26 protein-coding genes are annotated in these 25,455 nt (G+C 58.0%); 8 read left to right on the top strand and 18 right to left on the bottom strand.

Annotation, left to right across the window (positions count from 1 at the left end):
- The coding region (locus G502_RS0116150) for a hypothetical protein (RefSeq protein ID WP_022729723.1) at positions 1 to 266 on the bottom strand (266 nt) is incomplete at its 3' end.
- 137 nt (positions 267 to 403) lie between these two features.
- On the opposite strand from G502_RS0116150, the gene G502_RS0116145 reads away from it, so the two are divergent.
- On the top strand, positions 404 to 1,897 hold the full coding sequence (locus tag G502_RS0116145) for a methyl-accepting chemotaxis protein (protein ID WP_022729722.1): 1,494 nt from the start codon (positions 404 to 406) through the stop codon (positions 1,895 to 1,897).
- Between the two features lie 36 nt (positions 1,898 to 1,933).
- On the opposite strand, the gene G502_RS20795 is transcribed toward G502_RS0116145, so the two are convergent.
- Both G502_RS20795 and G502_RS0116135 read right to left on the bottom strand, forming a co-directional pair.
- Positions 1,934 to 2,194, bottom strand: a complete 261-nt coding sequence (locus tag G502_RS20795; protein ID WP_022729721.1) for a hypothetical protein — start codon at positions 2,192 to 2,194, stop codon at positions 1,934 to 1,936.
- A 31-nt stretch (positions 2,195 to 2,225) separates the two neighbouring features.
- The gene (locus G502_RS0116135) at positions 2,226 to 3,263 is read right to left on the bottom strand and encodes a class I SAM-dependent RNA methyltransferase (protein WP_162141000.1); all 1,038 of its coding nucleotides are present in this window, start codon (positions 3,261 to 3,263) and stop codon (positions 2,226 to 2,228) included.
- A 368-nt stretch (positions 3,264 to 3,631) separates the two neighbouring features.
- On the opposite strand from G502_RS0116135, the gene sppA reads away from it, so the two are divergent.
- On the top strand, positions 3,632 to 5,467 hold the full coding sequence (sppA, locus tag G502_RS20790) for a signal peptide peptidase SppA (protein ID WP_022729719.1): 1,836 nt from the start codon (positions 3,632 to 3,634) through the stop codon (positions 5,465 to 5,467).
- An 18-nt stretch (positions 5,468 to 5,485) separates the two neighbouring features.
- Here sppA and G502_RS0116125 read toward each other — a convergent pair whose 3' ends face one another.
- The 6 genes from G502_RS0116125 to G502_RS0116100 form a co-directional block, all read right to left on the bottom strand.
- Positions 5,486 to 6,226: a TlyA family RNA methyltransferase gene (locus G502_RS0116125; RefSeq protein WP_026989591.1), complete on the bottom strand. Its 741-nt coding sequence runs from the start codon at positions 6,224 to 6,226 to the stop codon at positions 5,486 to 5,488.
- On the bottom strand, positions 6,223 to 7,659 hold the full coding sequence (locus G502_RS0116120; RefSeq protein ID WP_022729717.1) for an MATE family efflux transporter: 1,437 nt from the start codon (positions 7,657 to 7,659) through the stop codon (positions 6,223 to 6,225). Before G502_RS0116120 ends, G502_RS0116125 begins: the two co-directional genes overlap by 4 nt.
- Positions 7,656 to 9,572 carry a 1-deoxy-D-xylulose-5-phosphate synthase gene (gene dxs, locus G502_RS20785; protein WP_022729716.1) on the bottom strand — a complete coding sequence of 639 codons (1,917 nt, stop codon included), beginning with the start codon at positions 9,570 to 9,572 and terminating at the stop codon, positions 7,656 to 7,658. Before dxs ends, G502_RS0116120 begins: the two co-directional genes overlap by 4 nt.
- Positions 9,573 to 9,642: 70 nt before the next feature.
- Entirely contained in the window at positions 9,643 to 10,527 is an 885-nt protein-coding gene (locus G502_RS0116110) for a polyprenyl synthetase family protein (RefSeq protein ID WP_022729715.1), read from the bottom strand.
- A 26-nt stretch (positions 10,528 to 10,553) separates the two neighbouring features.
- A complete protein-coding gene (locus G502_RS0116105; protein WP_022729714.1) occupies positions 10,554 to 10,805 on the bottom strand; it encodes an exodeoxyribonuclease VII small subunit in 252 nt (83 codons plus the stop codon).
- Between the two features lie 22 nt (positions 10,806 to 10,827).
- Positions 10,828 to 11,757: a histone deacetylase family protein gene (locus tag G502_RS0116100; protein ID WP_022729713.1), complete on the bottom strand. Its 930-nt coding sequence runs from the start codon at positions 11,755 to 11,757 to the stop codon at positions 10,828 to 10,830.
- A 120-nt stretch (positions 11,758 to 11,877) separates the two neighbouring features.
- Here G502_RS0116100 and G502_RS0116095 point away from each other — a divergent pair, with 120 nt between their 5' ends.
- A complete protein-coding gene (locus G502_RS0116095; RefSeq protein ID WP_022729712.1) occupies positions 11,878 to 13,020 on the top strand; it encodes a 2'-deoxycytidine 5'-triphosphate deaminase in 1,143 nt (380 codons plus the stop codon).
- Positions 13,021 to 13,023: 3 nt separating this feature from the next.
- Here G502_RS0116095 and G502_RS0116090 read toward each other — a convergent pair whose 3' ends face one another.
- Both G502_RS0116090 and G502_RS0116085 read right to left on the bottom strand, forming a co-directional pair.
- Positions 13,024 to 13,398: a DUF423 domain-containing protein gene (locus tag G502_RS0116090; RefSeq protein WP_022729711.1), complete on the bottom strand. Its 375-nt coding sequence runs from the start codon at positions 13,396 to 13,398 to the stop codon at positions 13,024 to 13,026.
- A gap of 4 nt (positions 13,399 to 13,402) precedes the next feature.
- Positions 13,403 to 14,164, bottom strand: coding sequence for a glycerophosphodiester phosphodiesterase family protein (locus tag G502_RS0116085; protein WP_022729710.1), 762 nt, complete (start codon positions 14,162 to 14,164; stop codon positions 13,403 to 13,405).
- A gap of 136 nt (positions 14,165 to 14,300) precedes the next feature.
- Between G502_RS0116085 and queA the strand changes: the two genes are divergently transcribed.
- From queA to G502_RS0116060, 5 genes are read left to right on the top strand one after another with little or no spacing between them, the layout of a single operon-like run.
- Positions 14,301 to 15,329, top strand: a complete 1,029-nt coding sequence (gene queA / locus G502_RS0116080) for a tRNA preQ1(34) S-adenosylmethionine ribosyltransferase-isomerase QueA (RefSeq protein WP_022729709.1) — start codon at positions 14,301 to 14,303, stop codon at positions 15,327 to 15,329.
- Positions 15,326 to 16,474, top strand: coding sequence for a tRNA guanosine(34) transglycosylase Tgt (gene tgt / locus G502_RS0116075; protein ID WP_022729708.1), 1,149 nt, complete (start codon positions 15,326 to 15,328; stop codon positions 16,472 to 16,474). The genes queA and tgt overlap by 4 nt, the downstream gene beginning before the upstream one ends.
- A complete protein-coding gene (gene queF / locus G502_RS0116070; RefSeq protein WP_022729707.1) occupies positions 16,471 to 16,935 on the top strand; it encodes a preQ(1) synthase in 465 nt (154 codons plus the stop codon). Before tgt ends, queF begins: the two co-directional genes overlap by 4 nt.
- On the top strand, positions 16,817 to 18,052 hold the full coding sequence (gene queG, locus G502_RS0116065; protein WP_245560782.1) for a tRNA epoxyqueuosine(34) reductase QueG: 1,236 nt from the start codon (positions 16,817 to 16,819) through the stop codon (positions 18,050 to 18,052). The genes queF and queG overlap by 119 nt, the downstream gene beginning before the upstream one ends.
- Complete coding sequence (locus tag G502_RS0116060) at positions 18,049 to 18,378, top strand: DUF1491 family protein (protein ID WP_026989586.1); 330 nt, start codon at positions 18,049 to 18,051, stop codon at positions 18,376 to 18,378. The genes queG and G502_RS0116060 overlap by 4 nt, the downstream gene beginning before the upstream one ends.
- Before the next feature lie 23 nt (positions 18,379 to 18,401).
- Here G502_RS0116060 and G502_RS0116055 read toward each other — a convergent pair whose 3' ends face one another.
- The 7 genes from G502_RS0116055 to G502_RS0116025 form a co-directional block, all read right to left on the bottom strand.
- On the bottom strand, positions 18,402 to 19,631 hold the full coding sequence (locus tag G502_RS0116055) for a polyhydroxyalkanoate depolymerase (RefSeq protein WP_022729704.1): 1,230 nt from the start codon (positions 19,629 to 19,631) through the stop codon (positions 18,402 to 18,404).
- 202 nt (positions 19,632 to 19,833) lie between these two features.
- Positions 19,834 to 20,814 carry a branched-chain amino acid ABC transporter permease gene (locus G502_RS0116050; protein WP_022729703.1) on the bottom strand — a complete coding sequence of 327 codons (981 nt, stop codon included), beginning with the start codon at positions 20,812 to 20,814 and terminating at the stop codon, positions 19,834 to 19,836.
- Positions 20,811 to 21,719: a branched-chain amino acid ABC transporter permease gene (locus G502_RS0116045; protein ID WP_022729702.1), complete on the bottom strand. Its 909-nt coding sequence runs from the start codon at positions 21,717 to 21,719 to the stop codon at positions 20,811 to 20,813. The genes G502_RS0116050 and G502_RS0116045 overlap by 4 nt, the downstream gene beginning before the upstream one ends.
- Complete coding sequence (locus G502_RS0116040; protein ID WP_022729701.1) at positions 21,719 to 22,426, bottom strand: ABC transporter ATP-binding protein; 708 nt, start codon at positions 22,424 to 22,426, stop codon at positions 21,719 to 21,721. Before G502_RS0116040 ends, G502_RS0116045 begins: the two co-directional genes overlap by 1 nt.
- 2 nt (positions 22,427 to 22,428) lie before the next feature.
- Complete coding sequence (locus tag G502_RS0116035; RefSeq protein WP_022729700.1) at positions 22,429 to 23,139, bottom strand: ABC transporter ATP-binding protein; 711 nt, start codon at positions 23,137 to 23,139, stop codon at positions 22,429 to 22,431.
- 99 nt (positions 23,140 to 23,238) lie between these two features.
- Positions 23,239 to 24,576, bottom strand: a complete 1,338-nt coding sequence (locus tag G502_RS0116030; RefSeq protein WP_022729699.1) for an ABC transporter substrate-binding protein — start codon at positions 24,574 to 24,576, stop codon at positions 23,239 to 23,241.
- A gap of 313 nt (positions 24,577 to 24,889) precedes the next feature.
- Entirely contained in the window at positions 24,890 to 25,390 is a 501-nt protein-coding gene (locus tag G502_RS0116025) for an Hsp20 family protein (protein WP_322098926.1), read from the bottom strand.
- Between the last annotated feature and the right edge of the window lie 65 nt (positions 25,391 to 25,455).

Below are 25,455 nucleotides of genomic sequence, written 5' to 3'. Positions count from 1 at the left end.
ACCATCACGGTGGTATGACGCTGTCGGCGGTAACGATAGGGGCGCAGCCCGTGCTTGCGGCAGATCGCCACGAACAGGCGCACCGTCCAGCTGTCGGGAAAGGAGAACTTCAGTTCCACCTCCGGCTCCGGCGTCGCATCGAGGCGGGCCTGCACCCGCTCCATTGCCGCCCCGGCGGCCGCACGCTCGCCAGCCGTACCGGCCGCCGCGAACAAAGCCTCCAGTTTCGATAGCTTTGCGCGTAATGCCGCGCTGTCTGTGCTCATGCCCTTTCCCCTGCAATCAGCAGAAGGACAATCAAGAACACATGCACCCGTCAACGGAAAACCCTATGGGGCACTCGGACCGCTTACATAACGACAACCTTGCGATAGGTAATCAATAACACCAAGGAATGGGATCAATGATGTCTTTGAAGAGTATTATCTCTGCGGGCAAAGGAAACGATACGGATCAGGTTTTGGCCTCGCTCGACCATGCGATGGCGCGCATCGAATTCACCCCAGAGGGGTACATTATCGATGCCAATGAAAATTTCCTGAGACTATCCGGTTACAGTCTGAAGGAACTCACGGGAAAGCATCACGGCATCTTTGTTCCTGACACTCAGCGTAACAGTCAAAGCCACAGAACATTCTGGCAAACCTTGCGGAATGGCGAGCCCCAGCAGGCTACCTACTTGCGGATTGACAAGATGGGGCGTCAAATCTGGATGGAAGCGACCTACAGTTCAGTCCAGGACCGAAAAGGCAGAACCACAAAGATTGTAAAGTTGGCTACCGATGTAACCGAACGCATCAACGAGCGTCTCATGCTTCAGGGTGTTTTCGATGCCGTCAGCCGTTCTCAGGCGGTTATCGAATTCGATCCCAAAGGATATATCCTGACGGCGAACGAGAATTTCCTGAAGCTCATGGGCTATCGCCTGGAAGAAATTCAGGGGCGCCATCACAGCCTTTTCGTAGAGCCCTCAGAAAGGGAAACTGCAGAATACAAGGCTTTCTGGGAAACTCTTGGAAGGGGCGAATTCCAGGCCGACCAATTCAAGCGACTGGGAAAGAATGGGAATTCCGTCTGGATCGAAGCCAGTTACAATCCGGTACTGGATCATGAGGGACAGCCAATCAAAGTGGTGAAGTTCGCCAGCGATGTGACCGGGCAGGTCAACATTCTGCTGAAACTCAAGTCGATAATTGACACGAATTTTTCCGAGATAGATCAGAGCATCGACGGCCTCGACACCAGAGCCGAGGATGCCGTCAGCATGGTCACCGACGCCTCGACCATTGCGCGTGAAGTCGCCGCAAGTGCCGAAGAGCTTGCCAGTACCGTTCGTCACATATCGGGGAACATGGCTGGTACGCGCGATTCTGCTGAACAGATGTTTGCACAAACCCAGGCAGCCAATGATTCGACTCGACGCATGGCTGACTCGGCCGCCTCTATGGGAACCATCATAGAAACGATTCAGGAGATTGCAGCCCAGATCAACCTTCTTGCCCTGAACGCGGCCATCGAGGCCGCACGGGCTGGCGAAGCCGGCAAGGGCTTCGCCGTTGTCGCCAGTGAAGTGAAGGCTCTGGCGGGTCAGGCTGCACGGGCGACAGAGCAGGTATCGGCGCAGGTAAATTCGATTCAGGAAATCTCCGAAGATTCGGCCAAAGCACTGGAGGTAATTCAGCAATCCGTACAGAACACCAAGGAGAGTGCGGTTGAAATCACTTCTGCCCTGGAACAGCAAAGCGCCGTGACGGGAACCGTTTCCGAGAACATTACAGACATCTCACGAACGATTGCCAACTTCTCGGAGAACATCTCTTCGATCAGACAGGCATCGAAACAGGTTGCCTGTTCAGTCAACGATACACGGAATGCAGCTCAGGTGTTGGCGCAATAACAGGGCGCGTTTCCAGAATATCTGCGAGAGGTCAAGTCAGTAGGGGCAGTCGGAACGTCCGCAATTAGCTGGATTGCTTGCCGGAACGTAGGCTCCGCAATTGGTGCAGGCCTTCATTTCCTCGACTTCCCCTCTCGCTTTGCGGCTTTCTTCTTCCTTCTGCCGTTCATAGGCCCGCAGCTTGGCTTCGGACTTTCGCGCATTGTCCAGCCGATTCACGATCTTGAAGCCATACCAGACAACCAGGACGACCGCGGCCAGGACCAGAAGTTTGGAAAGAGAAGGAAGTCCGAACATTCCTGCATTTATGCCTTTGCAGTTGGCAGGGTCAAGCGCGCACGAAGACGCCGACCACCTCCAGGTGAGCAGACCAGAGAAACTGATCGACCGGAACAGCAGACACCAGTCTGTAGCCACCCTCGCTCAGAAGAGCTGCGTCTCTGGCGAAGGTCGCAGGATTGCAGGAAACACCAATCACTGTCGGCACCTGGCTGGCCGCCAGATATGCTGCCTGCTCCCTGGCGCCACTTCGCGGCGGATCGAAGACGACGGCATCGAACCCCTTCAATTCATCTGGGCGGAAAGGTTGTCGAAAGAGGTCACGATGCTCTGCGGTAACGCGCCCTGCCAGACCGACTCGGTTTGCCGCATTCTGTAAAGCTGTGGCTGCAGCCAAGTCACCCTCGACGGCACGAACAGTCCCATAGCTGGAAAGCGGAAACGTAAAGGTTCCACAGCCCGCGAAGAGATCCAGGATTGAACCTTTATTCTCGGGCAAACCATGCAGTACGGCCTTGCATAACATGGCCTCACCATCAGCCGTTGGCTGGAGAAAGGCCCCGGGTGGGGGGGAAACGGATATCTCGCCAAAGCGGACTTCCGGCGCTGCCCTTTGAACGACTGGTTCCGATGGCTCTGTCATTGCTGGAGACCAGGAGAAACGCTTGATCTCTGGCAAGACATCCGGATTCGCGAAGATTTCACGCGCCTGCAGGTCAGGAGTATCGCCCCCCGAGATCAGGACGTCATATCCGTTCTCCATCTCTGTCACGAAGAGATCGCTCAGTCCTTTCTGCTGAAGAAAAGGTTGAAGATACTGCTTCAACTTGCGGCATAAATTGAACAAATCAGGAGAAAGGACATGGCATTCCTTCAAAGCCACAATTCTGTGGCTGAAGCGTTCCCGAAATCCCAATTCCACGCCTTCGCCCGAGCGTCGCACAGCCAGCACGGCCCGACGCCGGCTATAGGGCCGCACCTGTTGAAGTTCTGAAATGGCCTCGGCCTGGACACCGGCACGCTCGAGGGCCCGTGACAGCTGGCCGGCCTTCCAGGTTCGATAGTCTTTGTCCTCAAGATGCTGCAACTGACATCCGCCACATGGACCAAAGTGTTGGCAACGAGGCTCAGCATGCCCAGGGCCTTCTTCCAGCATCTCCAATGGCTCCCCGCGCCAGCCACCGGCCTTCTCCGCGGTCAAGCGCACGCGAAGACGATCCCCCGGCAAAGTGGCCGGAATGAAGACAGGCCTCCCTTCCAGAGTGGCAACCCCATCCCCGCGGCCGCCAATTGTCTCGACCTGAACAACAGCCTGACGGCCACCCCCTTTTCGTGCGCTTCTGCCCATTGTCCGTGTGACCTTTCCTTCTGCCCAGAGGGCGTTTAAGACTATCCTGAAGCGCTGTATGACGACCGTCGCAGTGAATTGCAACAACCACCCGGGAGCCCGGTTGCATGCGCCTTATCGTCTTCCTGCTCAAATGCCTGGTCGGCTTCCTGGCAAGCGTCGGGGTACTGGCATTACTGCTTGTAGGTGGTCTTGCCTATCTCTTCACGCAGTTCCAGGGTCACTTTGAAGACTGGACCAGCCAGGAAGAACTGCCGAGCCAAATGGTGCTCATGCTCGATACGGCTGGTGGCATGACATATGGTCCCTCCGGCCCAAACCTGCTCCTCTCCGGTCTGGGTCGTTCTCCAAGCCTGATTGATGTCATGGACAGCCTTGAGGCAGCGGCCGATGATCCAGCCGTGAAAGGACTGGTCGTCAGACTCGGCTATGGTGAGCTGAGTGCGGCAGAATCACAGGAACTTCGCAGCCTGGTTTCCGATTTCCAGGAAAGCGGCAAGTTCGCCATCGGCTTTGCAGAAAGCTTCGGTGAAGCCGGCAATGGCACCCTGCACTACAGCCTGGCCACGGGGCTGGACGAAATCTGGCTGCAGCCATCCGGCAGCCTGGATCTGCTCGGCTTTCAGTTGGAAACACCCTTCTTTGCTCAACTCCTGGACGACTGGGACATTCGCGTACGCTTCGACCAGCGTGAAGAATACAAGGGTCTGGCCGATGCTATGGTACGCGAAGACATGTCCCCTGCTGTCCGCAGCAATCTCCAGGACCTCCTCGATTCCTGGTTTTCACAGGTCGCCGCCGCCATCGCCGAAGGACGCGGCATAAGCGAAGGGCGCGCCAGGCAGCTCATGAACCAGGGCCCCTATTCCGCCCGCGATGCACTGGAAGCCGGCCTGGTGGATCATTTGGGTTACTGGGATGAACTGTTGGAGCGTCTCCCGTCAAATGGAAGCACAAGTGAAGCGGCGAACGAGCATGCCTCCGACCTCGTACCGCTTGCCGACTATCACAGCCAGCTTGAGAGCACTCCAAAGGATGACAGCTCTAGCATCGCGCTGATCTACGTGAACGGATCGATCTCACTTGGCAAAGCGGAGGGCGGTGCCCTCTCTGCAGCTGGTACAGGCGCAGATCGCATCAGTGATGCCATTGCGAACGCGGCAGCCAGCGAAGAGGTGAAAGCTATCATCCTGCGGGTCGAAAGTCCGGGAGGCTCCTATGTCGCCTCGGACACGATCTGGCGTGAAGTCATCAAGGCTCAGCAGAATGGCCTTCCCGTCATTGTCTCCATGGCTTCCGTGGCAGCCAGTGGCGGTTACTTCATTGCTGCACCAGCCGACCGGATCCTGGCCCTGCCCGGCAGTATCACAGGTTCCATCGGTGTGGCCGGCGGCAAGTTGGTGCTTTCCGGGCTATGGGACCGCCTGGGCGTCAACTGGGACGGTGCACAGGCGGGACGAAACGCCGATATCTGGAGCATGAACAGTGATTTCGATGAAGAACAATGGCAGTGGTTCCAGGACAGTCTGGACCGCGTCTACGATGACTTCACAGGAAAGGTTGCCCAGGCGCGCGGTCTGACAGAAGACGAAATCGAGGCCGCAGCGGGTGGCCGTATCTGGAGTGGTGCAGATGCCTTGCGCGTTGGTCTTGTCGATGAACTGGGGGGCCTGCGCCAGGCAATCGAAGCAGCAAGCGAAGTCGCCGACCTGCCCTCAGATAAGCCGATACGGCTGACACCCTACCCGGATCCGGACAAGGAGTTGCAGGACTGGGTCCGCCGTTCCCTTTCCGGTGGAATTGAAAGTCCGGAAGCCTTGGCACGGCTTGAACGGATCCTAATACTTGGCGAGCGCCTGGCCCCCTTCATGGAACGGATCGAGCAGCTTTTTCATGATCCGCGAAGCGGACTTCTGCAGGACAGCACCCTCACACGACAATAGCTTGGACCCGCAGCCTGTTCAGAGATCCCGACAGCCAGCCATGAGGAATTCACGATTGCCTTGCGTGCCGGTTATGGGACTGTCTGTCAGGCCTAGGCAACGCCAACCCGGGAGTGATTCCAGCCAGGCAATCGCCGTACGGCTGACCTCTTCATGAAGTTCCGGCTCGCGAACAAGACCGCCCCGACCCACTCGGCCACGACCGACTTCGAACTGCGGCTTTACAAGCGTGACCATCACGCCATCCGGCTTCACGAAATAAACAGCCTTTTCCAGCACCTTGGTCAACGAGATGAAACTTGCATCACAAACCAGAACGTCAATGTCCTCTGGGATTTCAAGCCTGGTCAGGTGGCGCGCATTCGTTCCTTCAAGGGAAACCACACGTGAATCCTGCCTGAGCGTTTCGGCAAGCTGATCATGGCCGACGTCCACGGCATAGACCCGGTTGGCTCCCTTGCGCAGCAGAACTTCGGTGAAGCCGCCGGTAGAAGCACCAATATCAAGGCACACAGCCCCACTCACCTCCAGTTCGAAGTGCTCCAAGGAATGATCGAGTTTCTCCCCCGCGCGAGAAACACGCATCGTCCCAATGCCCTCCAGCTGCAGCACTGAATCCTCCGGCAGCTTCTGGCTGGCCTTCTTCACCTGCTTGCCGTCCGCCACCACATGACCAGCCTCTATCAGGGCTTGTGCCTGCTCCCGGCTGGGAACAAGGCCTTTGTGCACCATCATCCGATCGGCTCGATACCTGGTCATCCCCTGTAAACCGCCTTTTCAAGCAAGCCCAGCTCGGTACGCCGGCTGAATCGCCAGATGGCCAGTATGGCCACGGTCGTCAGGCCCAAGGCGAGTCCGATCCAGATGCCCTCTCCCCCATATCCCAGAGGAAAGGCCAGCAGCCAGGCACTTCCAATGCCAATGCCCCAATACCCGAAAGCGGCATAGATCATGGGGACGCGCGTATCGCTCAGTCCGCGCAACATGCCGCCGCCCACCACCTGTCCGGCATCGGCCAACTGGAAAAGGGCGGCCACGGCCAGGAACGAGATACCCAGCGCGAAGGCTTCCGCATTTTCCGGATTGTCAGGGTCAAGGAACGCCCCGATGAGCACCTCTGGAAGGGTCAGGAACATCAATGCCGACAAAGACATGAACGCGAATCCCAATGCCAGCGCGATCCAGCCGGATTGGCGCACCCCTTCCGCACTGCCAGCGCCCGCGGCAAGCCCTATCCGTACGGTTGCCGCCTGGCTGACACCCAACGGCATCATGAAGGTTACGGTTGCACACTGCATCGCCACGGCATGTGCGGCCAAGGCTGTCGTACCAAGCCACCCCATCATGAGTGAGGATACAGCAAACAGGCCGGCTTCACTCATCAGGACCATGCCGATTGGCAGGCCCAGTGCAAGCAATTGCCGGAAGCGTTGCCAATCGGGCCTCCAGAAACGGATCAGAAGTTCGTACTTGCTAAACTGCGGGTCCCGAAGGACATAGAGCAACAGCCCCAGGAACATCGCTGTGTGGACCAGAGCGGTGCTGATACCGGCCCCCAACAGCTCCAGGCGCGGAAAGCCAAGCATCCCGAACATCAACAAAGCGTTGAGCGCGATGTTCAGCAGGACACAGGAAAGCATGGCCACCATGGCAGCCCGAGGACGGGAAAGTGCCGAGATGAAATAGCGCAGGACCACGAAGCCCATGCTGGCCGGAAAGGCCCAGAGCGCAGCGCGCAGGTAAGTCTGGGCCTCAGCCGCAACCTGCGGTGCCTGCCCAATCAACAGCAACAGGTCCTCGCTGTACCAGAGCAGGATCATCGAGGGCAGAGAGACCACAACCGCAGCCCAAAGACCCTGACGTACAGTCCGGCGTGCACCGACTTCATCAAGGGCGCCGATAGCCTGGGAAATCATGGGCGCGACAGCAGACAGCACACCCAGGGTGAACAGCCAGAAGAACATGAAGACATGAACACCCAATGCGCCCGCGGCCAGGGAGTCTTGCCCCAGCCAACCCATCATCACGACATCGGTGGTTTCGATTGCGACCTGGCCAAGCTGTAGGGCAACCAGGGGCAATGCCAGCTTGAGCATTGCCTTGAGTTCGGTTTTCCAGTCCGTCAGCCGGTAATGCCTACGGTATCCCCTTCCCAGCAGTCTGACCGCACCGGGCAGACGGAAGCGCTTCATGCCGTAGCGGGACGTGTATCGGCATCATTGTAGCCCATGGCCCGCAAGGCCGAGGCCACGATGCCGTCCGCTGCCAATCCGATTTCCTGGTACTGCTTTTCCGGTTTCCCATGGTCAATGAAACGATCCGGCAGACAAAGCGGGCGCACCTTGGCCCCGGTTTCCAGCAAGCCTTCCCCTGCCAACCATTGCAGGACATGACTGCCAAAACCGCCAATCGCACCCTCTTCGAGGGTCAGAAGCACTTCGTGTTCGGAAGAAAGGCGACGTATCAGGGACTGGTCGAGAGGTTTGGCAAAGCGGGCGTCGGCAACCGTCACTGACAAGCCCCGTGCCGCCAGCTCATCGGCAGCTTTCAAGGCTTCTCCCAAACGGCCGCCATAAGAAAGTATGGCCACCTTCGTGCCTTCTCGAAGCACACGTCCCTTTCCAATTTCCAGAGGCGTGCCCTGGTCGGGCATCTCTACGCCCAGCCCCTCGCCTCTTGGATAGCGCAGGGCCGAGGGCCGGTCATCGATTTGCGCCTGAGTTGCCACCATATGCATCAGTTCAGCCTCATCAGCAGCTGCCATCAGCACGAACCCGGGCAGGCAGCCCAGATAGGTGATGTCGTAGGAGCCTTGGTGAGTCGCACCATCGGCGCCCACCAGCCCGGCGCGATCAATCGCGAAGCGGACGGGAAGCGACTGAATCGCCACGTCATGCACCACCTGGTCATAGGCACGCTGAAGGAAGGTCGAATAGATGGTCGCAAAGGGCTTCATGCCGGCGGCCGCCAGACCTGCACAGAAGGTCACGCCATGCTGTTCAGCGATACCGACGTCGAAAGTACGCTCCGGGAAGCGCTCACCAAACTTATCCAGTCCGGTGCCTGAAGGCATGGCAGCCGTAATGGCGACAACCGACTCGTCCCGCTCTGCTTCGCTTATGAGCGCCTTGGCATAGACCGAGGTATAGGAGGGCGCCTTGGGCTCTCCCTTGGCCTGTTTGCCGGTCACCACATCGAACTTGGCCACGCCGTGGTACTTGTCCTCGGCCTCTTCGGCAGGCGCATAGCCCTTGCCCTTCTGGGTCACGGCATGCACCAGGATCGGTCCGTCATGCTCAGCATCACGGACATTCTTGAGGACAGGCAAAAGGTGGTCGAGGTTGTGCCCGTCCACCGGTCCGACGTAGTAGAATCCCAGTTCCTCGAACAGCGTGCCCCCGGTCAGGAATCCACGGGCATATTCCTCGGCGCGCTGAGCCGCTTTCTGGAATGGCCCGGGGAAGCGCTGGGAGAGATTCTTCCCGAAATTCCGTACGGATTGATAGGACTGCGATGAAAGCAGCTTGGACAGATGCGCGCTCATGGCACCCACGGGCGGCGCGATCGACATGTCGTTGTCGTTGAGTATCACGATCAGGCGAGAGTTCTTGGCGCCGGCATTATTCATTGCCTCATAGGCCATGCCTGCCGACATGGCACCATCGCCGATGACGCAGACGACGCGGTAATCGTCGTGCTTCAGGTCACGCGCCACGGCATAACCAAGACCGGCCGAAATGGATGTCGAGGAATGTGCTGCACCAAAGGGATCATAAGGACTCTCCTTGCGGCTGGTGAAGCCGGAGAGCCCACCTTCCTGACGCAATGTGCGGATGCGGTCACGACGACCGGTGAGTATCTTGTGCGGGTAGCACTGATGCCCGACATCCCAGATCAGCTTGTCGTCCGGAGTCTCGAAAATATAGTGCAACGCCAGGGTCAACTCGACCACACCAAGTCCGGCCCCCAGATGCCCGCCGGTATTGGAAACCGCGTCGATGGTCTCGGCGCGCAGCTCGTCCGCCAGGGTATGAAGGTCCGATTCATCGAGCAGACGCAAATCGCTCGGTGAGGATACCTTGTCCAGCAGCGGCGTCTTACTCATCGTAACTCCTTGCAGCGCAATTCAGGGCCAACCTCTATATATGGGCAGAACCCCAGGGCTTCTGAAGCCTTCACGCTTTTCGTTCGAGTACAAAAACGGTTACAGCCCGCAGAAAATCGGCTTTTGCTCCGAAAAGATCAAGGCTTTCCCGGGCTTGATCGAGAAGCTCGGCCGCCTTTTCCCGGGCTCCCTCTGCCCCCAGCAGGTCGACGAAAGTCGCCTTGCCGCGCCCCGCATCACGGCCTACCGGCTTGCCTGTTTCCGTCTGGCTGCCTGTGTGGTCGAGAAGATCGTCCGCAATCTGGAAGGCCAAGCCCAACCTCTCGCCATATCCGGCAAGCGCCGCACGTTCCTGTTTGCCCGCCTGGCCCATATCAGCCCCTGCCGTACAGGCATAGATGATCAGCGCCCCGGTCTTGCGGGCTTGCAGGGCAATGATTTCGTCGAGGCTCAGACGCTGCCGGGCCTTCTCTGCTGCCAAGTCCAGCGCCTGCCCTCCTGCCATTCCTTTCATGCCTGCTGCCGCGCTCAATTCCTGAACAAGTTTCAAGCGCACAGAGGCATCAGGATGAGTGGCGGGATCAGCAAGCACACCGAAGGCTTCCGTCAAAAGACCGTCTCCGGCCAGGATTGCAGTCGCCTCGTCGAAGGCCCGATGGACCGTCAGGCGCCCTCGGCGCAATTCACTGTCGTCCATTGCGGGCAGGTCGTCATGCACCAGGCTGTATCCATGTACCATCTCCAGCGCCGCCGCAGCCCGTAGTGATCTGGCTTCCGGTACATCGAAAAGGCAGCCGCTTTCAATCAGCAGGAAGGGCCTCAGTCGCTTACCCCCGCCCAGCACGGCATAGCGCATGGCCTCGCCCAGCGGAGCTCGTTCATCCCTAGGGACGGGCAACAGGCGGTCGAGTTCCGCCTCGACACGCTCAGCGGCCCGCGCCAGCCGCTCCTGCATCGACTCTCGCTCCGTAACCACGGAGCTCAGTTCTGATCCAGCGGCTCGGTCTGAGGCGTACCGTCCGGCCCCATACCAATCTTTTCGATCTTGGCCTGAGCCTCGCGCAGCTTCAGTTCGCAATGTGCCTTGAGCTTGGCGCCACGCTCATAGGCGTCTATCGCTTCGTCCAAGCGCCCTTCTCCCTTTTCCAGGCGCGTTACGATCTGCTTCAGTTCCTCCAGGGCCTCCTCGAAGTTCATCTCCGAGATGTCCTTTTCGCTCGTCTGTTCACTCATGCCATCTGTCTTCCCGTTGATCTCAGGACTGCATCAAGGCGCGGACATGCGCAGCCGCAGACCGCCCCAACGCCTGCAAGTCGTACCCGCCCTCCAACAGCGAGACAACCCGACCGCCACAGCCATGTTGTGCCGCCTCGAGTATTTCCTCCGTCGCCCAGGCGAAATCATCCTCGTGCAGCTTCAGACCGGCCAGCGGGTCGGCTTCGTGGGCATCGAACCCCGCCGAGATGAAGACGAAATCGGGCGCAAAGGCCGACAGGCGCGGCAGGACAATGCTTGAAAAGGCTTCGCGAAACTCCTGGGAACCCGAACCGGTAGGCAGGGGTATATTCAGGATGTTGCTGGCTGCGCCTCGTTCCGACGCGGCACCTGTCCCAGGGTAGAGAGGCATCTGGTGGGTCGAGATCAACAGCAGATCCGGATCATCCCAGAAAGCGGCCTGTGTCCCGTTCCCGTGATGAACATCGAAATCCACGACAGCAATGCGATGCACCTTGTGCATCGCCCTGGCATGCTGGGCGGCAATCGCTGCATTGCTGAACAGGCAGAAACCCATGGCCTGACTTGGTTCGGCATGATGGCCTGGTGGCCGCACGGCGCAGAAGGCATTCCGTGCCTCACCGGACATGACCGCATCCACGGCAGCGCAAGCCGCGCCCGCTCCTCTCAGTGCAGCCTCTCCCGAATCCGGAGAAAGCACGGTATCTCCATCCAGGGAAGACAGTCCCTTCTCGGGAATCGCACTCATGACACGGTCGATGTAAGCTTCAGGATGAACCCGGGCAATCTGCTCCCGAGTGGCCCGTGGCGCCTCACGCCGTTCAAGAGCTTGAAATTCATCCCCTTCCAGTGCCTGCAGGACGGCACGCAAGCGGTCTGGGTTTTCCGGATGAGCGCGCCCCGTATCGTGGCGCAGGCAAGCTTCATGGGTATACAGGAATGTGCTCATAGAAATGCTGTCCTGAAGCTGGGTATCATTTTGAATAAGGGCGTGATCATGGCGTGCCGGGCGTTGCCCAGTAATGATCTCACTGCTACGAACAGACAGTTTACAAGGGAGGACCGCCTGGTGGCCACGACAAAGCTGCAATCTGCCCCGGAAAAGGGAGGGGGCATCCTGCCCGATCAGGCCATAGCGGAACTGGTCCGGAAGGATGCCATCAAATCCGAGACGGGAAATATCAAGCCCCAAATCCAGCCTGCCAGCCTTGATCTGCAACTTGGTCGTACGGCCTACCGTGTTCGCGCCAGCTTTCTCCCGGGGCGTGACAAGACAGTCCGTGAGCGCATCGAGGAGCTCTCGATGCACGAGATCGATCTGAGCAATGGCGCCGTACTCGAGGTTGGCTGCGTCTACATCGTTCCGTTGCAGGAAAAGCTCGACCTGCCAGAAGGCATTTCAGGCTTGGCGAACCCCAAGTCGTCAACCGGCAGGCTGAATGTCTTCACCCGCCTGATTGCCGACAATACAGAGCAGTTCGACCAGGTACCCGACGGTTATAGTGGCCCTCTCTACGCTGAGATCGCCCCCAACGCGTTCAGCGTGCTGGTACGCCCTGGCGTGCGGCTGAACCAGTTGCGTCTCAGGCATGGCCAACCGGATATGGATGACGGCGACTTGCAGCGCCTGCACGAAGAAGCCGGCATCGTTGGCGAGAATGGCGCACAACCCGGGACCGCGGAAATTCGCAAGGGCCTTGTCTTCACGGTGGACCTGAAGGGCAACGCAGGAAGCCAACTGATAGGCTACAGGGCAAAACGCCACACATCCGTCGTGGACCTGTCCCGAATCGGGGCCTATGACCCGCGAGAGTTCTGGGACCCGCTTCACGTTAGCGCGCGCAATCAGTTGATCCTGGATCCCAACGAGTTCTATATCCTGGCCTCAAGGGAGAGTGTGCGCATTCCCCCCGACTATGCGGCGGAGATGGTCCCCTATGACACCCAGATCGGCGAGTTTCGAGTCCATTACGCCGGTTTCTTCGACCCGGGTTTCGGATGGCAGAAGGAACGCAGCGGCGGCACGCGCGCTGTTTTGGAAGTCCGCTCTCATGAAGTGCCTTTCGTCCTGGAGGACGGCCAGGCTGTCGGCCGTCTCGTCTATGAAAAGCTGGCAGAGCGGCCGGAGACACTTTATGGCGCGAGCATAGGCTCATCCTATCACGCGCAGGCACTGACGCTCAGCAAGCACTTTCAGCCCTGGTCCGCCTGAATTTCATCCCATCGCCCGCCAGGCATGGCGGATGAAAAAGCCCCACCCCACCAGGAAAGCAAGCCCGCCTATCGGAACCACCGCCCCCAGAACGCGCGGCGCGCCCAGTGCCATGGCATACAGAAGGCCACAGAAAAGAAGCGTTCCCAAGGTGAAGGCATAGCCCGCAACCGTGATATCCAGGGTGCGGCTTTGATCGCGGCCAAGTATGCCCAGGGCAATCAGCGCAAGGGCATGGAACATTTGATAACGAATGGCCGTATCGATCCAGCCCAGTGCTTTCTCGTCCAGTCGTGCCTCCAGCCCGTGAGCTGCAAAGGCGCCGATCAGGACCGTCAGCAAGGCACTCACGCCGCCAATAACCATCCAGACGGGCATTCTCTCATTCTCCATTCCATTGATTGCGGCTGATCAGGAGCTGCTTCAGCAGGCTTGGCCGGTCCGTCATGATACCGTCAACACCCAGATCCAGCAGAGCCTCCATCTCATCGCGTTCGTTCACTGTCCAGACATGGATCTGCACACCGCGTTTCCGGGCCGTGCGTACAAACCTGTGGGTGATCAGCGGAATCCCCTTGTAACGCGGCGGAACCTGGACGGTGGGAAAGGCTGTCGGAACTCCAATCCCATGCGCCGCAAGCCAAAGCCTGGCAACCCCCTTCTTCCCCGGTGCCCAGCAGACTCCCGAACCTATGTGCTTGCGCAGATCATGGACACGACGCTCTTCGAACGAAGCGATGCAGACCCTTTGTTCAGCCCCGGAGTCGACAATGGCCTTGGCCAGCGGCGCGACCACGGCATCGCATTTCGGATCGATATTGAAGCGACAGTCGGGGAAAGCCTCAAGCGCTTCTTCTACACGGCACAATGGCTCTCCCTGCCGGGTTTGCAGCTTCTGTAACGCGCGCCAACTGTGACTGGAGACAGCACCCCGTCCATTCGTGGTGCGCTCCAGCGTGTCATCATGAAAAACCACTGCAACACCATCGGATGAGACCTGGACATCCGTCTCAATGTAGCGATATCCCAACGCCACCGCGTGCCCAAAGGCGGCAAGAGTATTCTCCTCGCCTTCCAAAGACCCTCCACGGTGAGCAAAGGCAAGTGGGCGCGGAGCATCCAAATAGGGATAGTTATCGACCATACACGCTCCCACAGTCTGCATTGCCCGGCCATTGCCGGGGCTTTGCCTTCAGGAGGCAGAGTGCTAGAGCAGTGTCATACAGCCTGAACAAACCACCACACTCTTCACCTTAACCAGAAATGACTCGGCGCACTCCATGCAGCTTAGCGATTTTGACTTCGACCTGCCACGCGAGTTGATTGCACAGCGTCCAGCAGAACCGCGCGAGAGCGCCCGCCTGCTGCATGTCGGTGCGAAGATCAAGGATCATCATGTTCGCGATCTGCCGGATCTTCTGCGCTCAGATGATCTGCTGGTGTTCAATGACACCCGGGTGATCCCGGCAAGACTATACGGGAAACGCGATCAGGTTCGGGTCGAGGTCACGCTTCACAGGCAGACGGATACCGGAAACTGGCGCGCCTTTGCACGCCCGGGCAAGCGTCTGCGCGAAGGTCAGGAAATCCTGTTCGGGGACGCTTTGTCTGCCCGCATCCTTCGCAAGTTGGAGGAAGGAGAGATCGAACTTTCCTTCTCCCTTTCGGGACCCGCGTTTCTGGCTGCGTTGGAAAGCCTGGGACATATGCCTCTGCCCCCCTATATACAGCGCCCCGAAGGCTCGGATGCGCGCGACCACCAGGACTACCAGACGGCGTACGCGCGTGAGCCAGGAGCGGTGGCCGCCCCTACGGCAGGCCTGCATTTCACTGACGCGCTGCTGGAGCGCATCAAGGCCCGCGGAATCGAAATGGCCTGGGTGACCCTGCATGTGGGGGCCGGCACCTTCCTGCCGGTCAAGGTCGAGACTGTCGAGGAGCATCGCATGCATCTGGAATACGGCCGGCTGTCCCAACAGACCGCCGACCAGGTCATTAAAGCCCGCAACCAAGGGCGTCGCGTGGTTGCCGTCGGTACGACGGCGCTGCGCCTGCTTGAAACAGCAACCGCAGAGGATGGGACTCTCTCCCCCTTTGACGGGGAAACGGGGATCTTCATCTATCCTGGCTATCGCTTCCGCTGTGTGGATGCCCTGATCACCAATTTCCACCTGCCAAAATCGACGCTATTCATGCTGGTCTGCGCCTTTGTTGGAACGGAGCGCATGAAGGCGGCCTATGCCCACGCGATCGAGAAGGGCTATCGTTTCTTCTCCTATGGCGACTCTTCCCTGCTGGAGCGGACATGACGACAGATAATGGAACCGGTTTCACGCTGCTGGCGACGAACCACTCCGCACGGCGTGGCAGGGTCGAGACGGCTCACGGCCAGATCGACACGCCCGCCTTCATGCCTGTCGGCACCGCCGGCAGCGTAAAGGGCCTCTTGCCTGAACAGGTGGCTGCCAGCGGCGCCCAGATCTTGCTGGGCAACACCTACCATTTGATGTTGCGCCCCGGGGCCGAACGGGTTGAGCGACTTGGCGGCCTGCATCGCTTCATGAACTGGCCGGGCCCGATCCTGACGGATTCCGGCGGCTTCCAGGTCATGAGCCTGTCAGAATTGCGGGACATGAACGAAGAGGGCGTTACCTTCCGCTCCCATCTGGATGGCAGCAAACACCTCCTGACCCCCGAGCGGTCCATGGAGATCCAGCATGACCTGGATGCCGATATCACCATGGCCTTTGATGAGTGCACCCCCTTCCCGGCCAGCCACGAGGATGCAGAAAGCTCCATGCAGCGCTCCATGCGTTGGGCGGCCCGCAGCAAGACGGCTTTTCAACCAAGGCCCGGTTATGGCCTTTTCGGTATCGTCCAGGGCAGCGTCTATGAAGACTTGCGCCGCCAGTCGGTGCAAGAACTGACCGAAATCGGATTTGACGGCTATGCCATTGGGGGGCTGGCAGTTGGCGAAGGCCAGGAAACCATGCTGCAGGTTCTCGACTTCACTCTGCCCTTCCTGCCCACAGACAGCCCCCGCTATCTCATGGGCGTGGGCACGCCTGATGATATCGTGAAGGCGGTCCAGCGCGGAATCGACATGTTCGATTGCGTGATCCCAACGCGCGCCGGACGAACAGCTCGCGGCTATACACCACGCGGGACACTGAACCTGCGCAACGCACGTCATCAGGAGGACCCGCGACCACTGGACGAATCCTGTCCCTGCCCCGCCTGTGGGAGCTACAGCCGTGCCTATATCCACCACCTCTTCCGTGCACAGGAAATGCTGGGCCCTATCCTTTTGACACTGCACAATCTGCATTACTATCAAACACTGATGGCAGGGTTGCGGCGTGCCATCGAAGCGGGCGCATTGAAGTGCTTCGTCGATAATTTTCGGCAGGAACAGGCGCTGGGAGATATTCCACCGATCGAGGCCAGCTCATGAGCGATACCAGAGAGTTGAGGCTGACACAGCTGGGCGACGACAGCCGCCTTCCCACCTCCCCGGATGAAGCGGTGCTCGACCCCATTCCCAATCCACATCCGAACAAGCTCTACCTGGTCCGCTTTACCTGCCCAGAGTTCACCTCGCTCTGCCCCGTTACAGGCCAGCCGGATTTCGCGCATCTGGTCATTGATTTCGCGCCAGAGCAGTTTCTTGTGGAAAGCAAGTCGCTGAAACTCTTTCTCGGCTCTTTCCGCAATCACGGGGCTTTTCACGAAGACTGCACCCTGGATATTGCCGAACGGCTCGAGGAAGCCATTGAACCGCGCTGGCTGAGACTTGGTGGCTATTGGTATCCGCGTGGCGGCATTCCCATCGATGTCTTTTATCAATCCGGACCACCCCCGGAAGGACTTTGGCTGCCCGACCAAGGGGTGGCTGCCTATCGTGGCCGTGGTTAATCCAGACGACATCAAGCCGGAGATCCGGAAGCGCGCCCTTGAGATCGGGTTCGATGCCGTCGGTTTCGCACCCGCGGATCAGCCTCAGGAAGCCGGTGAACGTCTGAAGGCTTTCGTCGATGCCGGATATCACGGCGACATGGGATGGATGCCGGAAACCTACGAAAGGCGCCGCCATCCGCAGGCACTGTGGCCTGAGGCGCGTTCCGTGATCGTACTGGCGCAGAATTATGGCCCGGAAGATGACCCATTGGAGATACTGGAGCAGACGGAGCGAGGCAGTATCTCGGTGTACGCGCGCCATCGTGACTATCATGACCTGGTGAAAAAACGCCTGAAACAGCTGGCGCGCTGGATGCATGAATCTCTGGACTGTGGCGTGAAGGTGTTCGTGGACACAGCACCCGTCATGGAAAAGCCGCTGGCTGAAAGCGCGGGTATCGGATGGCAGGGCAAGCACACAAACCTGCTTTCACGTGATCTCGGCAATTGGTTCTTCCTGGGAGAGGTGTTCACCACGTTGGAGCTGTCGTCAGATATGCCTGAAAAAGAGCATTGCGGCAGTTGCCGGGCCTGTCTGGACATCTGCCCGACGAATGCCTTTCCAGCGCCGTTTCAACTCGACGCACGGCGATGCATTTCCTACCTGACCATCGAGCACAAGGGACACATCCCTGAAGAGCTGCGCAAGCCCATGGGCAACCGCATCTACGGCTGCGACGATTGCCTGGCGATATGCCCGTGGAACAAGTTTGCCCAAGAGACACAAGAAGAGAAGCTGCGCCCACGCGAGGACCTCAAAGGTCCCTCGCTGGCCTACCTTGCATCACTCGATGATACGTCATTTCGTGAATTCTTCTCAGGCAGTCCCATCAAGCGCACCGGGCGCAATCGTTTTATGCGCAACGTGTTGATCGCCGTTGGAAACTCTGGTCGGAGCGATATGACACCCCATGCCGCACAGCACCTGGAGGATACCTCTCCATTGGTGCGCGCAATGGCTGTGTGGGCGCTGCTTCAACTGCTGCCCCTGGAAGAGTTCAAGTCACTGCGGCAACAATACCTGCCTCAGGAAGAGGACCCTGATGTGATGATGGAATGGAACCGGGCTCCATGAACGACGACGTGCGCATGCCAACGCATATCTGGGTCGGCGCAGGAATACGTCAGGCCAACCTGGATGGGACACCAGCCATGCTGCGCCATCGCGGCGAGGCAATGGACGGGCAGGTCTATATAAAGATCGACCTGCTTGATGGCCGGGCCTGGGTACTGACACGCCAGCGTAACCTTCAGGGCGAACTGTCCTGGGCCAGTGTGCCACGATCAGAACCGCTTTCCTCGGACGAGGCGGAAAGCTATCTGGAGCGGGCCCTACAGCGTGACCCTGACAGCTGGCTCATCGAGGTGGAAGATCGCCAGGGCCGAAATCCCTTTGCATGACCGAACCCGGCCATGACAGCAATTCAATCGGATGCATGCCGGCGTATGAAATCCGCAATCCGCGGCTTGATCTGTTCTCTCCAGCGTCGACCGTTGAATATACCGTAGTGCCCGACACCCTTCTGCATGTAGGTTTCCTGCTGTTCTGCTGGCAGGGACGTGCAGAGGTCATGGGCAGCCAGGGTTTGTCCTGGCGCCGATATATCATCCAGCTCGCCTTCCACGGTTAGAAGCGCTGTCTTGTGGATCTTCCCCGGATTGACCTTCTGTCCCTGCCATTCCAGTTCCCCCTTGGGCAGAAGATGACGCTGGAAGATTTGATCGACTGTTTCCAGATAGTATCGGCCAGGCGTGTCCATCACAGCCTGATACTCGTCGTAGAAGGCACGATGTGCAGCGGCCGAGTCTCCATCTCCGCGGACCAGGTGGCGGAACATCTGGAGGTGTGCATCAAAATGGCGGGAGGGATTCATCGAGATGAAACCACTCAACTGCATGAATCCGGGATAAACCAGACGCCCTGCCCCGGGATAGTAAGACGGTACTTCGGTAACCAGGGTCCGCTCGAACCACGACAGCGACTTTGATTCTGCAAAGCGTGTCACCTGCGTGGGCTCTGCCCGTGTATCGACGGGACCGCCCATCAAGGTCATGGTCCGTGGCTGAGCAGGATCGTTCTGGGCTGCCATCACGGCCACCGCCGCCAGCACCAAAGGCGCCGGCTGGCAAACCGCGATCACGTGATTGTCACGGCCCAAGTGCCTCATGAACCCCATCAGTTCGTCAAGGTAGTCATCGAAGCCGAAGTCACCTGCATCCAGCGGCACTTCACGGGCATCACGCCAATCGGTGACGTAGACCTCATGATCAGCAACCAGCGCCTGGACGGTGCCCCTCAACAAAGTGGCATAGTGCCCGGATAAGGGCGCGACCAGCAGGACCTTTGGCAATTCGCCATCATCAGCGTCTTCGCGACGGAAACGCTGCAAGTGGCAGAATGGACGGTCCAGGATGCACTCACGATGTACCCTATGCTTTTGGCCTTCGACTGTAACGCTCTCGATGCGCCAATCCGGCCGCGGCCGCTGCCGGACGGCGTCATCAAATATTTCCAGTCCTGCCACCATCGACTTGCCCGCATGCGTGTAAGATGCCGGCAGGAAGGGATTGCTGAGCAACTCGCGGGTCACTTCACCTGCCAGTCGCCACGGCAGAAGCGCCGTCTGCTGAAATTCGTATAACCGATAGAGCATACTGCCCCTTTCAGGTCCCTGTTAGCGGGAGTTCTATAGAGAACACCCAATCATTGCCCTTCAAGGGTTACCATTCCGTAAGCAGAGAAACACCCTTTATGTTCCGGAGGCTGTCAAGCCAGTCTCGATCGGAAGCTGCAAGGCGTTGAGAGACAAGTAGCGCGATGGAGCAGGACTTGTAGCCTGCTCCATCGTGAACGCATTACCAGAAATACTTCTTCAGTCCGGACAACCCCTTGCGCGCAAACAGCATCACGAAAATCAGAAGCGCGCCGAAGATGACCAACCTCCAGGGGCCAAGCCCGCGGAAATACTCCTGGAAACCGATCAACAGGAAGGCCGCAAAGATCGAGCCCCAAAGCGTGCCTCGACCGCCCACGTAGGTGATCGTCAGGATTTCTACTGTTCGATAAACGCCGAATTCTTCCGGAGTCGGGGACAGAATGCTTATGTAATGGGCATAGTATGCCCCCATGACACCGGCAAAGAAGCTGGCAATCGTGAAGTTGTACAGCTTGTACTTGGTGGTGTTTAGTCCCATGCTCTGGCTGGCTAGCTGGTCTTCTCGCAGCGCCTCGAAAGCCAGGCCGAAACGCGATTTCACCAGCCACCACATCAATCCCATGATGATGGCGCCCAGTACGAGAACCAGATAGTAGTAATTCAGCAGATCACCACGGCTGAAATCGATTCCCAGTATATCCGGGAAAGGCGGCACGGACAGCCCCAGCATCCCACGTGTGAAATCCGGTGTGTTGGAGATCGTGAAACGGATCGCCTCGCCTACGAAGAAGGTCATAAGCGCAACATAGAGACCCCGAAGCCTCAGCGTGATAACACCGGCAAGAAAACCGATGAAAGCGGTCATAAGCCCGCCTGTCAAAAGACCCAACCAAGGTGATATACCGTAATGGAAAGAGCCGAGGGCTGAGGTATAGGCACCGATCGCAAGAAATCCGGCATAGCCAAAATTGATCAGACCTGCATACCCGATCATGAGATCGAAGATCGCTGCCATCAGCCCCATCATCACGGCCGAGATGAAGATGCGGGTCAGATAATCATTGTCGATCAGGGTGGGTGCGAAGATCAGCAGTGCCAGCAGTACCACGATCTTGAGAATATGTGCCCCGTGGCTGTGCCAGACACCCAAGCCAGCTGTCATCACAGTCGCGTTGGTCATGCTCTTTCCACCTTGCTTGAAGAGAACAGTCCACTGGGGCGAACAATCAGGATCACGATCACTAGGACCGCAGTCATCACGTTCTGCCAGCCGCCGGTCATGAAGAAGGCGGAATAGGCCTCGACCACGCCGAGCAACATTGCCGCAATGATCGCGCCGGATATGTTGCCGAGCCCGCCCAATATGACGCAGGCAATGGACTTGATGACCGGATAGAAACCGACGGTCGGATGTGCGGGAAAGAGTGAGATCAACAGACCACCGGACAGTCCGGCAAGTGCCGCGCCAATACCGAAGGTGTAGGTATAGATGCGCTGGATATCGATGCCCAGGGTCTGGGCGGCTCCCGGATCCTGGGAGGTTGCACGGATCGCCTTGCCAAGGTCGCTGTAACGAATGAAGGACCAGAGCGCCAAGCCGACCGCTACAGCGACGGCAACGATCATCATGCGCTCATAGGTAATGATGATCGGTCCATAGACGAAGGTACCGTCAACAAGTCCACCTACACCACGCCGCTCCGTACCAAACAGAATAAGCGCCAGATTCTGCATCACCACCAGCATTCCGATGGTCAGGACGAAAGCATCCAGCAGCCAGTCACGCCCGGCCCGTTTACGCAAAGTCGCAATGAGGGTGCGCTCGATGAGCACCCCGAACCCGAAGAGGACCACTGCGGCGGCAGCAACCCCCATTGGCCAAGGCAAACCCATGACACCGGTCACGAAGAACATGACATAGGCGCCGATCATGAAGAACTCGCCGTGAGAGAAGTTCTTCACGCCCATGATGCCGAAGATGAGTGACAGGCCGGCAGCCATCAGCGCATACATCGAACCGCGCACAAAACCCTGAGCCAGGACCTGGGCCAGTATGCCGGGATCGAGTAAAAGGCTGAGCTCCATCAGATCCACTCCTTCACAATCTCATCCAGTCGCTCCACGAACTCTTCCTTGACGCCCTCATGCCGATTCTCCCCCAGCGCCAGCGCATAGACATAGTCCGCTATGGAAATCGATTTCTTCACGTTCTGATCGACAATCAGGATGGTATATTTTTCATCCTTCAGCCTTGAAATTTCTTCATAAACCTCGTTTACCAGCTTCGGCATCAAGCCCACTGAAGGTTCATCCAGAAGCAGTGTCCGTGGGCCGGTCATGGTCAGACGGGCAATCTCTAGAATTCTCTGTTCACCGCCGGAGAGTATACCGGCGGACAGGCGCCGCTTCTCCTTGAGGCGCGGATAGCGATCATAGATACGCTCCAGTGCTTGCTTGCGCTCACTGTCCGACCCCATGATCCAGCCACCGAGCTCCAGGTTTTCCTCGACAGTCATGCGCGGAAAGATGCTGTGGCCCTGGATCAGGTAGGCGATTCCCTTGCGCAGCATATCCTTGGGCGAATACCCCACGATGGATTCACCATCATGCGTAACCGTACCGCGCTCTGGCTTCAGGTAACCGTATATCGTTTTCAAAAGTGTGGATTTACCAGCCCCGTTTGGGCCGATGATCACGGTTACGCGACCATCCTCGGCCGTCAGATTGAGACCGTTGAGAATGGGAACTTCACGCGTGTAACCGGCTACGACATCAGAGACTTCCAGGCTCATTTCTAGTGCCCCAGGTAGGCTTCGATCACGGTTGGATTCTCGCGCACCTCACTCGGGGTGCCACGCGCCACGTTCCCGCCTGCGGCCAGCACAGCAACAGTGTCGCAGAGTTCACTCACATGCGGCATTTCATGGCTGATCAGAAGGAACGTTTTCCCCTGGTCATTCAGCCTGCGGACAATGCCGATAAGGACTTCGATCAAGGCAGGATTGATGCCATTGAATGGTTCATCCAGAAGGATCAGGGAAGGATCCGTCATCATCGTGCGCATGAATTCCAGAAGCTTCTTCTGCCCTCCCGAGATCTCAATTGCCGGATTATCCTTCACCCTGTCGAGGGTGGCCATTTCCAGTAATTCTTCAGCACGCCGAATGGCATCTGCACGGGTTATCGACATCGGAACTGTCGGCACCAGCATATTCTGAAGCACCGTCATCTCGTCAAAAACGCGTGCAACTTGAAAGGTGCGCCCAATTCCCATGGTGGCAATTCGGTGTACCGGCTTGTTCGTGATATCACGGCCTTTAAAACGGACAGTCCCACCATCCGCCGAATAGATTCCGTTGATCACGTTGAACAGGGTCGACTTCCCGGCCCCGTTTGGGCCCATCATCCCCTGAATCTTGCCTTCCTCGACGTCAGCGTCGACGCCGTCCAGAACGACCAGGCCATCGAATTGCTTCTTAAGCCCGCGAACTTCGAGCAGACTCATGCGCGCAGCTTTCCTTGCTGTGAAAGGAAATCAATTGAGATAATTAAGGCAGAATGCCGGGACAGATCGAAAGACCTGTCCCGGCAACGTTTCTGCAAATCAGAGCCAAGGCGGGGCTTCGAATTCACCCTGGGCATGCTCAAGTGGCCAGAGAATCTTGGCCTCACCGTCCTTGAGCTGGACAAGCGGGAAGAAGAAGCCTTCCTCGAAACCGCCCACCTGGACTTCGCCCGGGCAAAGAGCGTTTTCTCCCGCTTCATCGGCAAAGTTGATGCGCTGCCAGACACCCTGATGGTCGATTTCCCGGGCACTTTCAACCAAGGCATCGAAGTCGAGTGTACCGGCACTCTGAAGCACCTTGAGACCAGCGGTCATGTAGTCATAACCCTGCTGTCCTGCAGGTGCCAGGGACGGCTCTTCGTCATACTTCTCGCGATAACGGTCCACCCACTCCTGTTGATACGGCGAAATGACACGCGGTGAATCCATGGTCACTACAAAATCCGAGGCATCGCCCGTCAATTCATGCCACTCGCTGAACCAAGTCAGGCCGTGACCAATCAGAAGTGCGGGAATTTGCTGATCCCGGAACTGCTTGACGAAGTTGGAAGCACTGACATTTCCAGTCACGGTCATACCGACCACGGAGACGCCCTGAGCACGGTATTTCGTCAGCAGCGAGGAAAACTCGGTCTCGTCCAGCGGAATGACGTCATAGGGCAAGACATCGAAGCCGATACGCTCAAGAGACTTTACGAGCGCATCACCCCAGCCACGACCATAGTCGGTGTCCTCGACAACCACGGCCGCCTTCTTGTTGGCCGGTTTCCACAGCCCCTCATCCATGAAGTGTTGCAGCGGATCGCCATAGAGGCCTGCAAAGATCGGCGGAGATGCCCAGCCCTTGTACCAATGGGTGTACTTGGCCGGGTCCTCGTTGATCTTTTCACAGATATACTGGGACTCACCACCATGCCCGACATGAACGATCCCCATGCCGGCCTCCGCCTCGGACACGGCCATGGCCACCGAGGAGTGCCAGCCGGAAACCATGAACTCCACACCCTCACGGTCAACGGCATTCTGGACGGCGCGAACAGCACGCTCGGGATTGGATTCACTGTCCACCCAAACGATCTCGATATCACGTTCCTGGCCATCGATGCTCAGGGGAAGAAGTCCTTCTTCCCGGGCATCCTCGACTGCCATCATGGCGCCATTCTGAATGCCTTCACCCGTACGGCTGGCAGCTCCCGTGAAGGGACCCATGACACCAATCTTGATGGGGCCGGAGTCCGATTGCGCCCGGGCCAGTCCCGGCGTAGCAAAAAGCGTTGCCGCACCCAGGCCAACGGTCCCGGCCGTTTCCATGAAACGACGACGCGTTACGCCCTGCGGCTCGGGTTTCTGAACAGGCTTCTTGTCTTTCGTGGTCATTCTATTGCTCCCCATTCTTTGGATCTTGCACGTCTCGGACCGTGCTACCGTTTTCTTGTTATACGGCTTCCATCCCTTTCACAGCCCGAAAGGTAACGTGAGCTGTTCAAACGCTAGCACGATCTTTTTGCAGGAAGCAATCTCTCTGTTTTTACAGAGAATTTTTATGTTTTCTTGTCAAACAACAAGGATGGGAATGGCAATTTTTGGTTGTGTTAAAGCAGCAATTGATACGGCCTATCCATGCAAATGAAAGGCCGGACAAGGATATCCCTGTCCGGCCACTCAGCCTAGGTCTTATAACCGTCGAAAATCAGGCTGCTTTGCTGGCAACCTTGTTTTCACTTTGGCCTTCTATCGTTTTCTGGCCCTTGCTTGAATCGGAGGACTCGATCCGAATGGTCCTCGGCTTCATCGCCTCTGGAATTTCTCTGACGAGATCAATGTGCAACAGGCCGTTTTCGAGATTTGCTCCCGTAACCTTGATATGATCCGCCAGACGGAAGGACCTCTGGAAAGCACGCTCGGCAATCCCGCGATGCAGGTAGCTTCCTTCCTGCTCTTCGCCGTCCTTATCCTTCCTGCCTTCAACAACAAGCGCGTTCTCTTGAACCGTGATGCTCAGATCCTCATTCGAGAACCCGGCCACAGCCATCGTGATTCGATAGTCATCTTCGCCGCGCTTTTCGATGTTGTAAGGTGGATAGCTCGGCGTTTCTTCGTAACGGGAAACGTTGTCCATCAGATCCATCATGCGGTCGAACCCGACAGTTGCACGGAGCATTGGTGAAAAATCCAAACTACGCATAACCATACCCTCCTTTTGAGCGATACAGATATTGAATGCCCCTATGGGCCACTACCCGGCAAAAAGTCCCT

Origin of the sequence: Fodinicurvata sediminis DSM 21159 (assembly GCF_000420625.1) — a bacterium.
Lineage (GTDB): Bacteria > Pseudomonadota > Alphaproteobacteria > Kiloniellales > DSM-21159 > Fodinicurvata > Fodinicurvata sediminis.
Note: the sequence above shows the minus strand (reverse complement) of the source record. Positions and strands in the feature narration are given on the sequence as shown.

Excerpts from the sequence above, each read along its gene's own strand:
- G502_RS0116145 (WP_022729722.1), top strand. The coding sequence starts at position 404 with ATGATGTCTTTGAAGAGTATTATCTCTGCGGGCAAAGGAAACGATACG.
- G502_RS20795 (WP_022729721.1), bottom strand. The coding sequence starts at position 2,194 with ATGTTCGGACTTCCTTCTCTTTCCAAACTTCTGGTCCTGGCCGCGGTC.
- sppA (WP_022729719.1), top strand. The coding sequence starts at position 3,632 with ATGCGCCTTATCGTCTTCCTGCTCAAATGCCTGGTCGGCTTCCTGGCA.
- G502_RS0116125 (WP_026989591.1), bottom strand. The coding sequence starts at position 6,226 with ATGACCAGGTATCGAGCCGATCGGATGATGGTGCACAAAGGCCTTGTT.
- G502_RS0116120 (WP_022729717.1), bottom strand. The coding sequence starts at position 7,659 with ATGAAGCGCTTCCGTCTGCCCGGTGCGGTCAGACTGCTGGGAAGGGGA.
- dxs (WP_022729716.1), bottom strand. The coding sequence starts at position 9,572 with ATGAGTAAGACGCCGCTGCTGGACAAGGTATCCTCACCGAGCGATTTG.
- G502_RS0116110 (WP_022729715.1), bottom strand. The coding sequence starts at position 10,527 with ATGCAGGAGCGGCTGGCGCGGGCCGCTGAGCGTGTCGAGGCGGAACTC.
- G502_RS0116105 (WP_022729714.1), bottom strand. The coding sequence starts at position 10,805 with ATGAGTGAACAGACGAGCGAAAAGGACATCTCGGAGATGAACTTCGAG.
- G502_RS0116100 (WP_022729713.1), bottom strand. The coding sequence starts at position 11,757 with ATGAGCACATTCCTGTATACCCATGAAGCTTGCCTGCGCCACGATACG.
- G502_RS0116090 (WP_022729711.1), bottom strand. The coding sequence starts at position 13,398 with ATGCCCGTCTGGATGGTTATTGGCGGCGTGAGTGCCTTGCTGACGGTC.
- G502_RS0116085 (WP_022729710.1), bottom strand. The coding sequence starts at position 14,164 with ATGGTCGATAACTATCCCTATTTGGATGCTCCGCGCCCACTTGCCTTT.
- queA (WP_022729709.1), top strand. The coding sequence starts at position 14,301 with ATGCAGCTTAGCGATTTTGACTTCGACCTGCCACGCGAGTTGATTGCA.
- tgt (WP_022729708.1), top strand. The coding sequence starts at position 15,326 with ATGACGACAGATAATGGAACCGGTTTCACGCTGCTGGCGACGAACCAC.
- queF (WP_022729707.1), top strand. The coding sequence starts at position 16,471 with ATGAGCGATACCAGAGAGTTGAGGCTGACACAGCTGGGCGACGACAGC.
- G502_RS0116060 (WP_026989586.1), top strand. The coding sequence starts at position 18,049 with ATGAACGACGACGTGCGCATGCCAACGCATATCTGGGTCGGCGCAGGA.
- G502_RS0116055 (WP_022729704.1), bottom strand. The coding sequence starts at position 19,631 with ATGCTCTATCGGTTATACGAATTTCAGCAGACGGCGCTTCTGCCGTGG.
- G502_RS0116050 (WP_022729703.1), bottom strand. The coding sequence starts at position 20,814 with ATGACCAACGCGACTGTGATGACAGCTGGCTTGGGTGTCTGGCACAGC.
- G502_RS0116045 (WP_022729702.1), bottom strand. The coding sequence starts at position 21,719 with ATGGAGCTCAGCCTTTTACTCGATCCCGGCATACTGGCCCAGGTCCTG.
- G502_RS0116040 (WP_022729701.1), bottom strand. The coding sequence starts at position 22,426 with ATGAGCCTGGAAGTCTCTGATGTCGTAGCCGGTTACACGCGTGAAGTT.
- G502_RS0116035 (WP_022729700.1), bottom strand. The coding sequence starts at position 23,139 with ATGAGTCTGCTCGAAGTTCGCGGGCTTAAGAAGCAATTCGATGGCCTG.
- G502_RS0116030 (WP_022729699.1), bottom strand. The coding sequence starts at position 24,576 with ATGACCACGAAAGACAAGAAGCCTGTTCAGAAACCCGAGCCGCAGGGC.
- G502_RS0116025 (WP_322098926.1), bottom strand. The coding sequence starts at position 25,390 with ATGGTTATGCGTAGTTTGGATTTTTCACCAATGCTCCGTGCAACTGTC.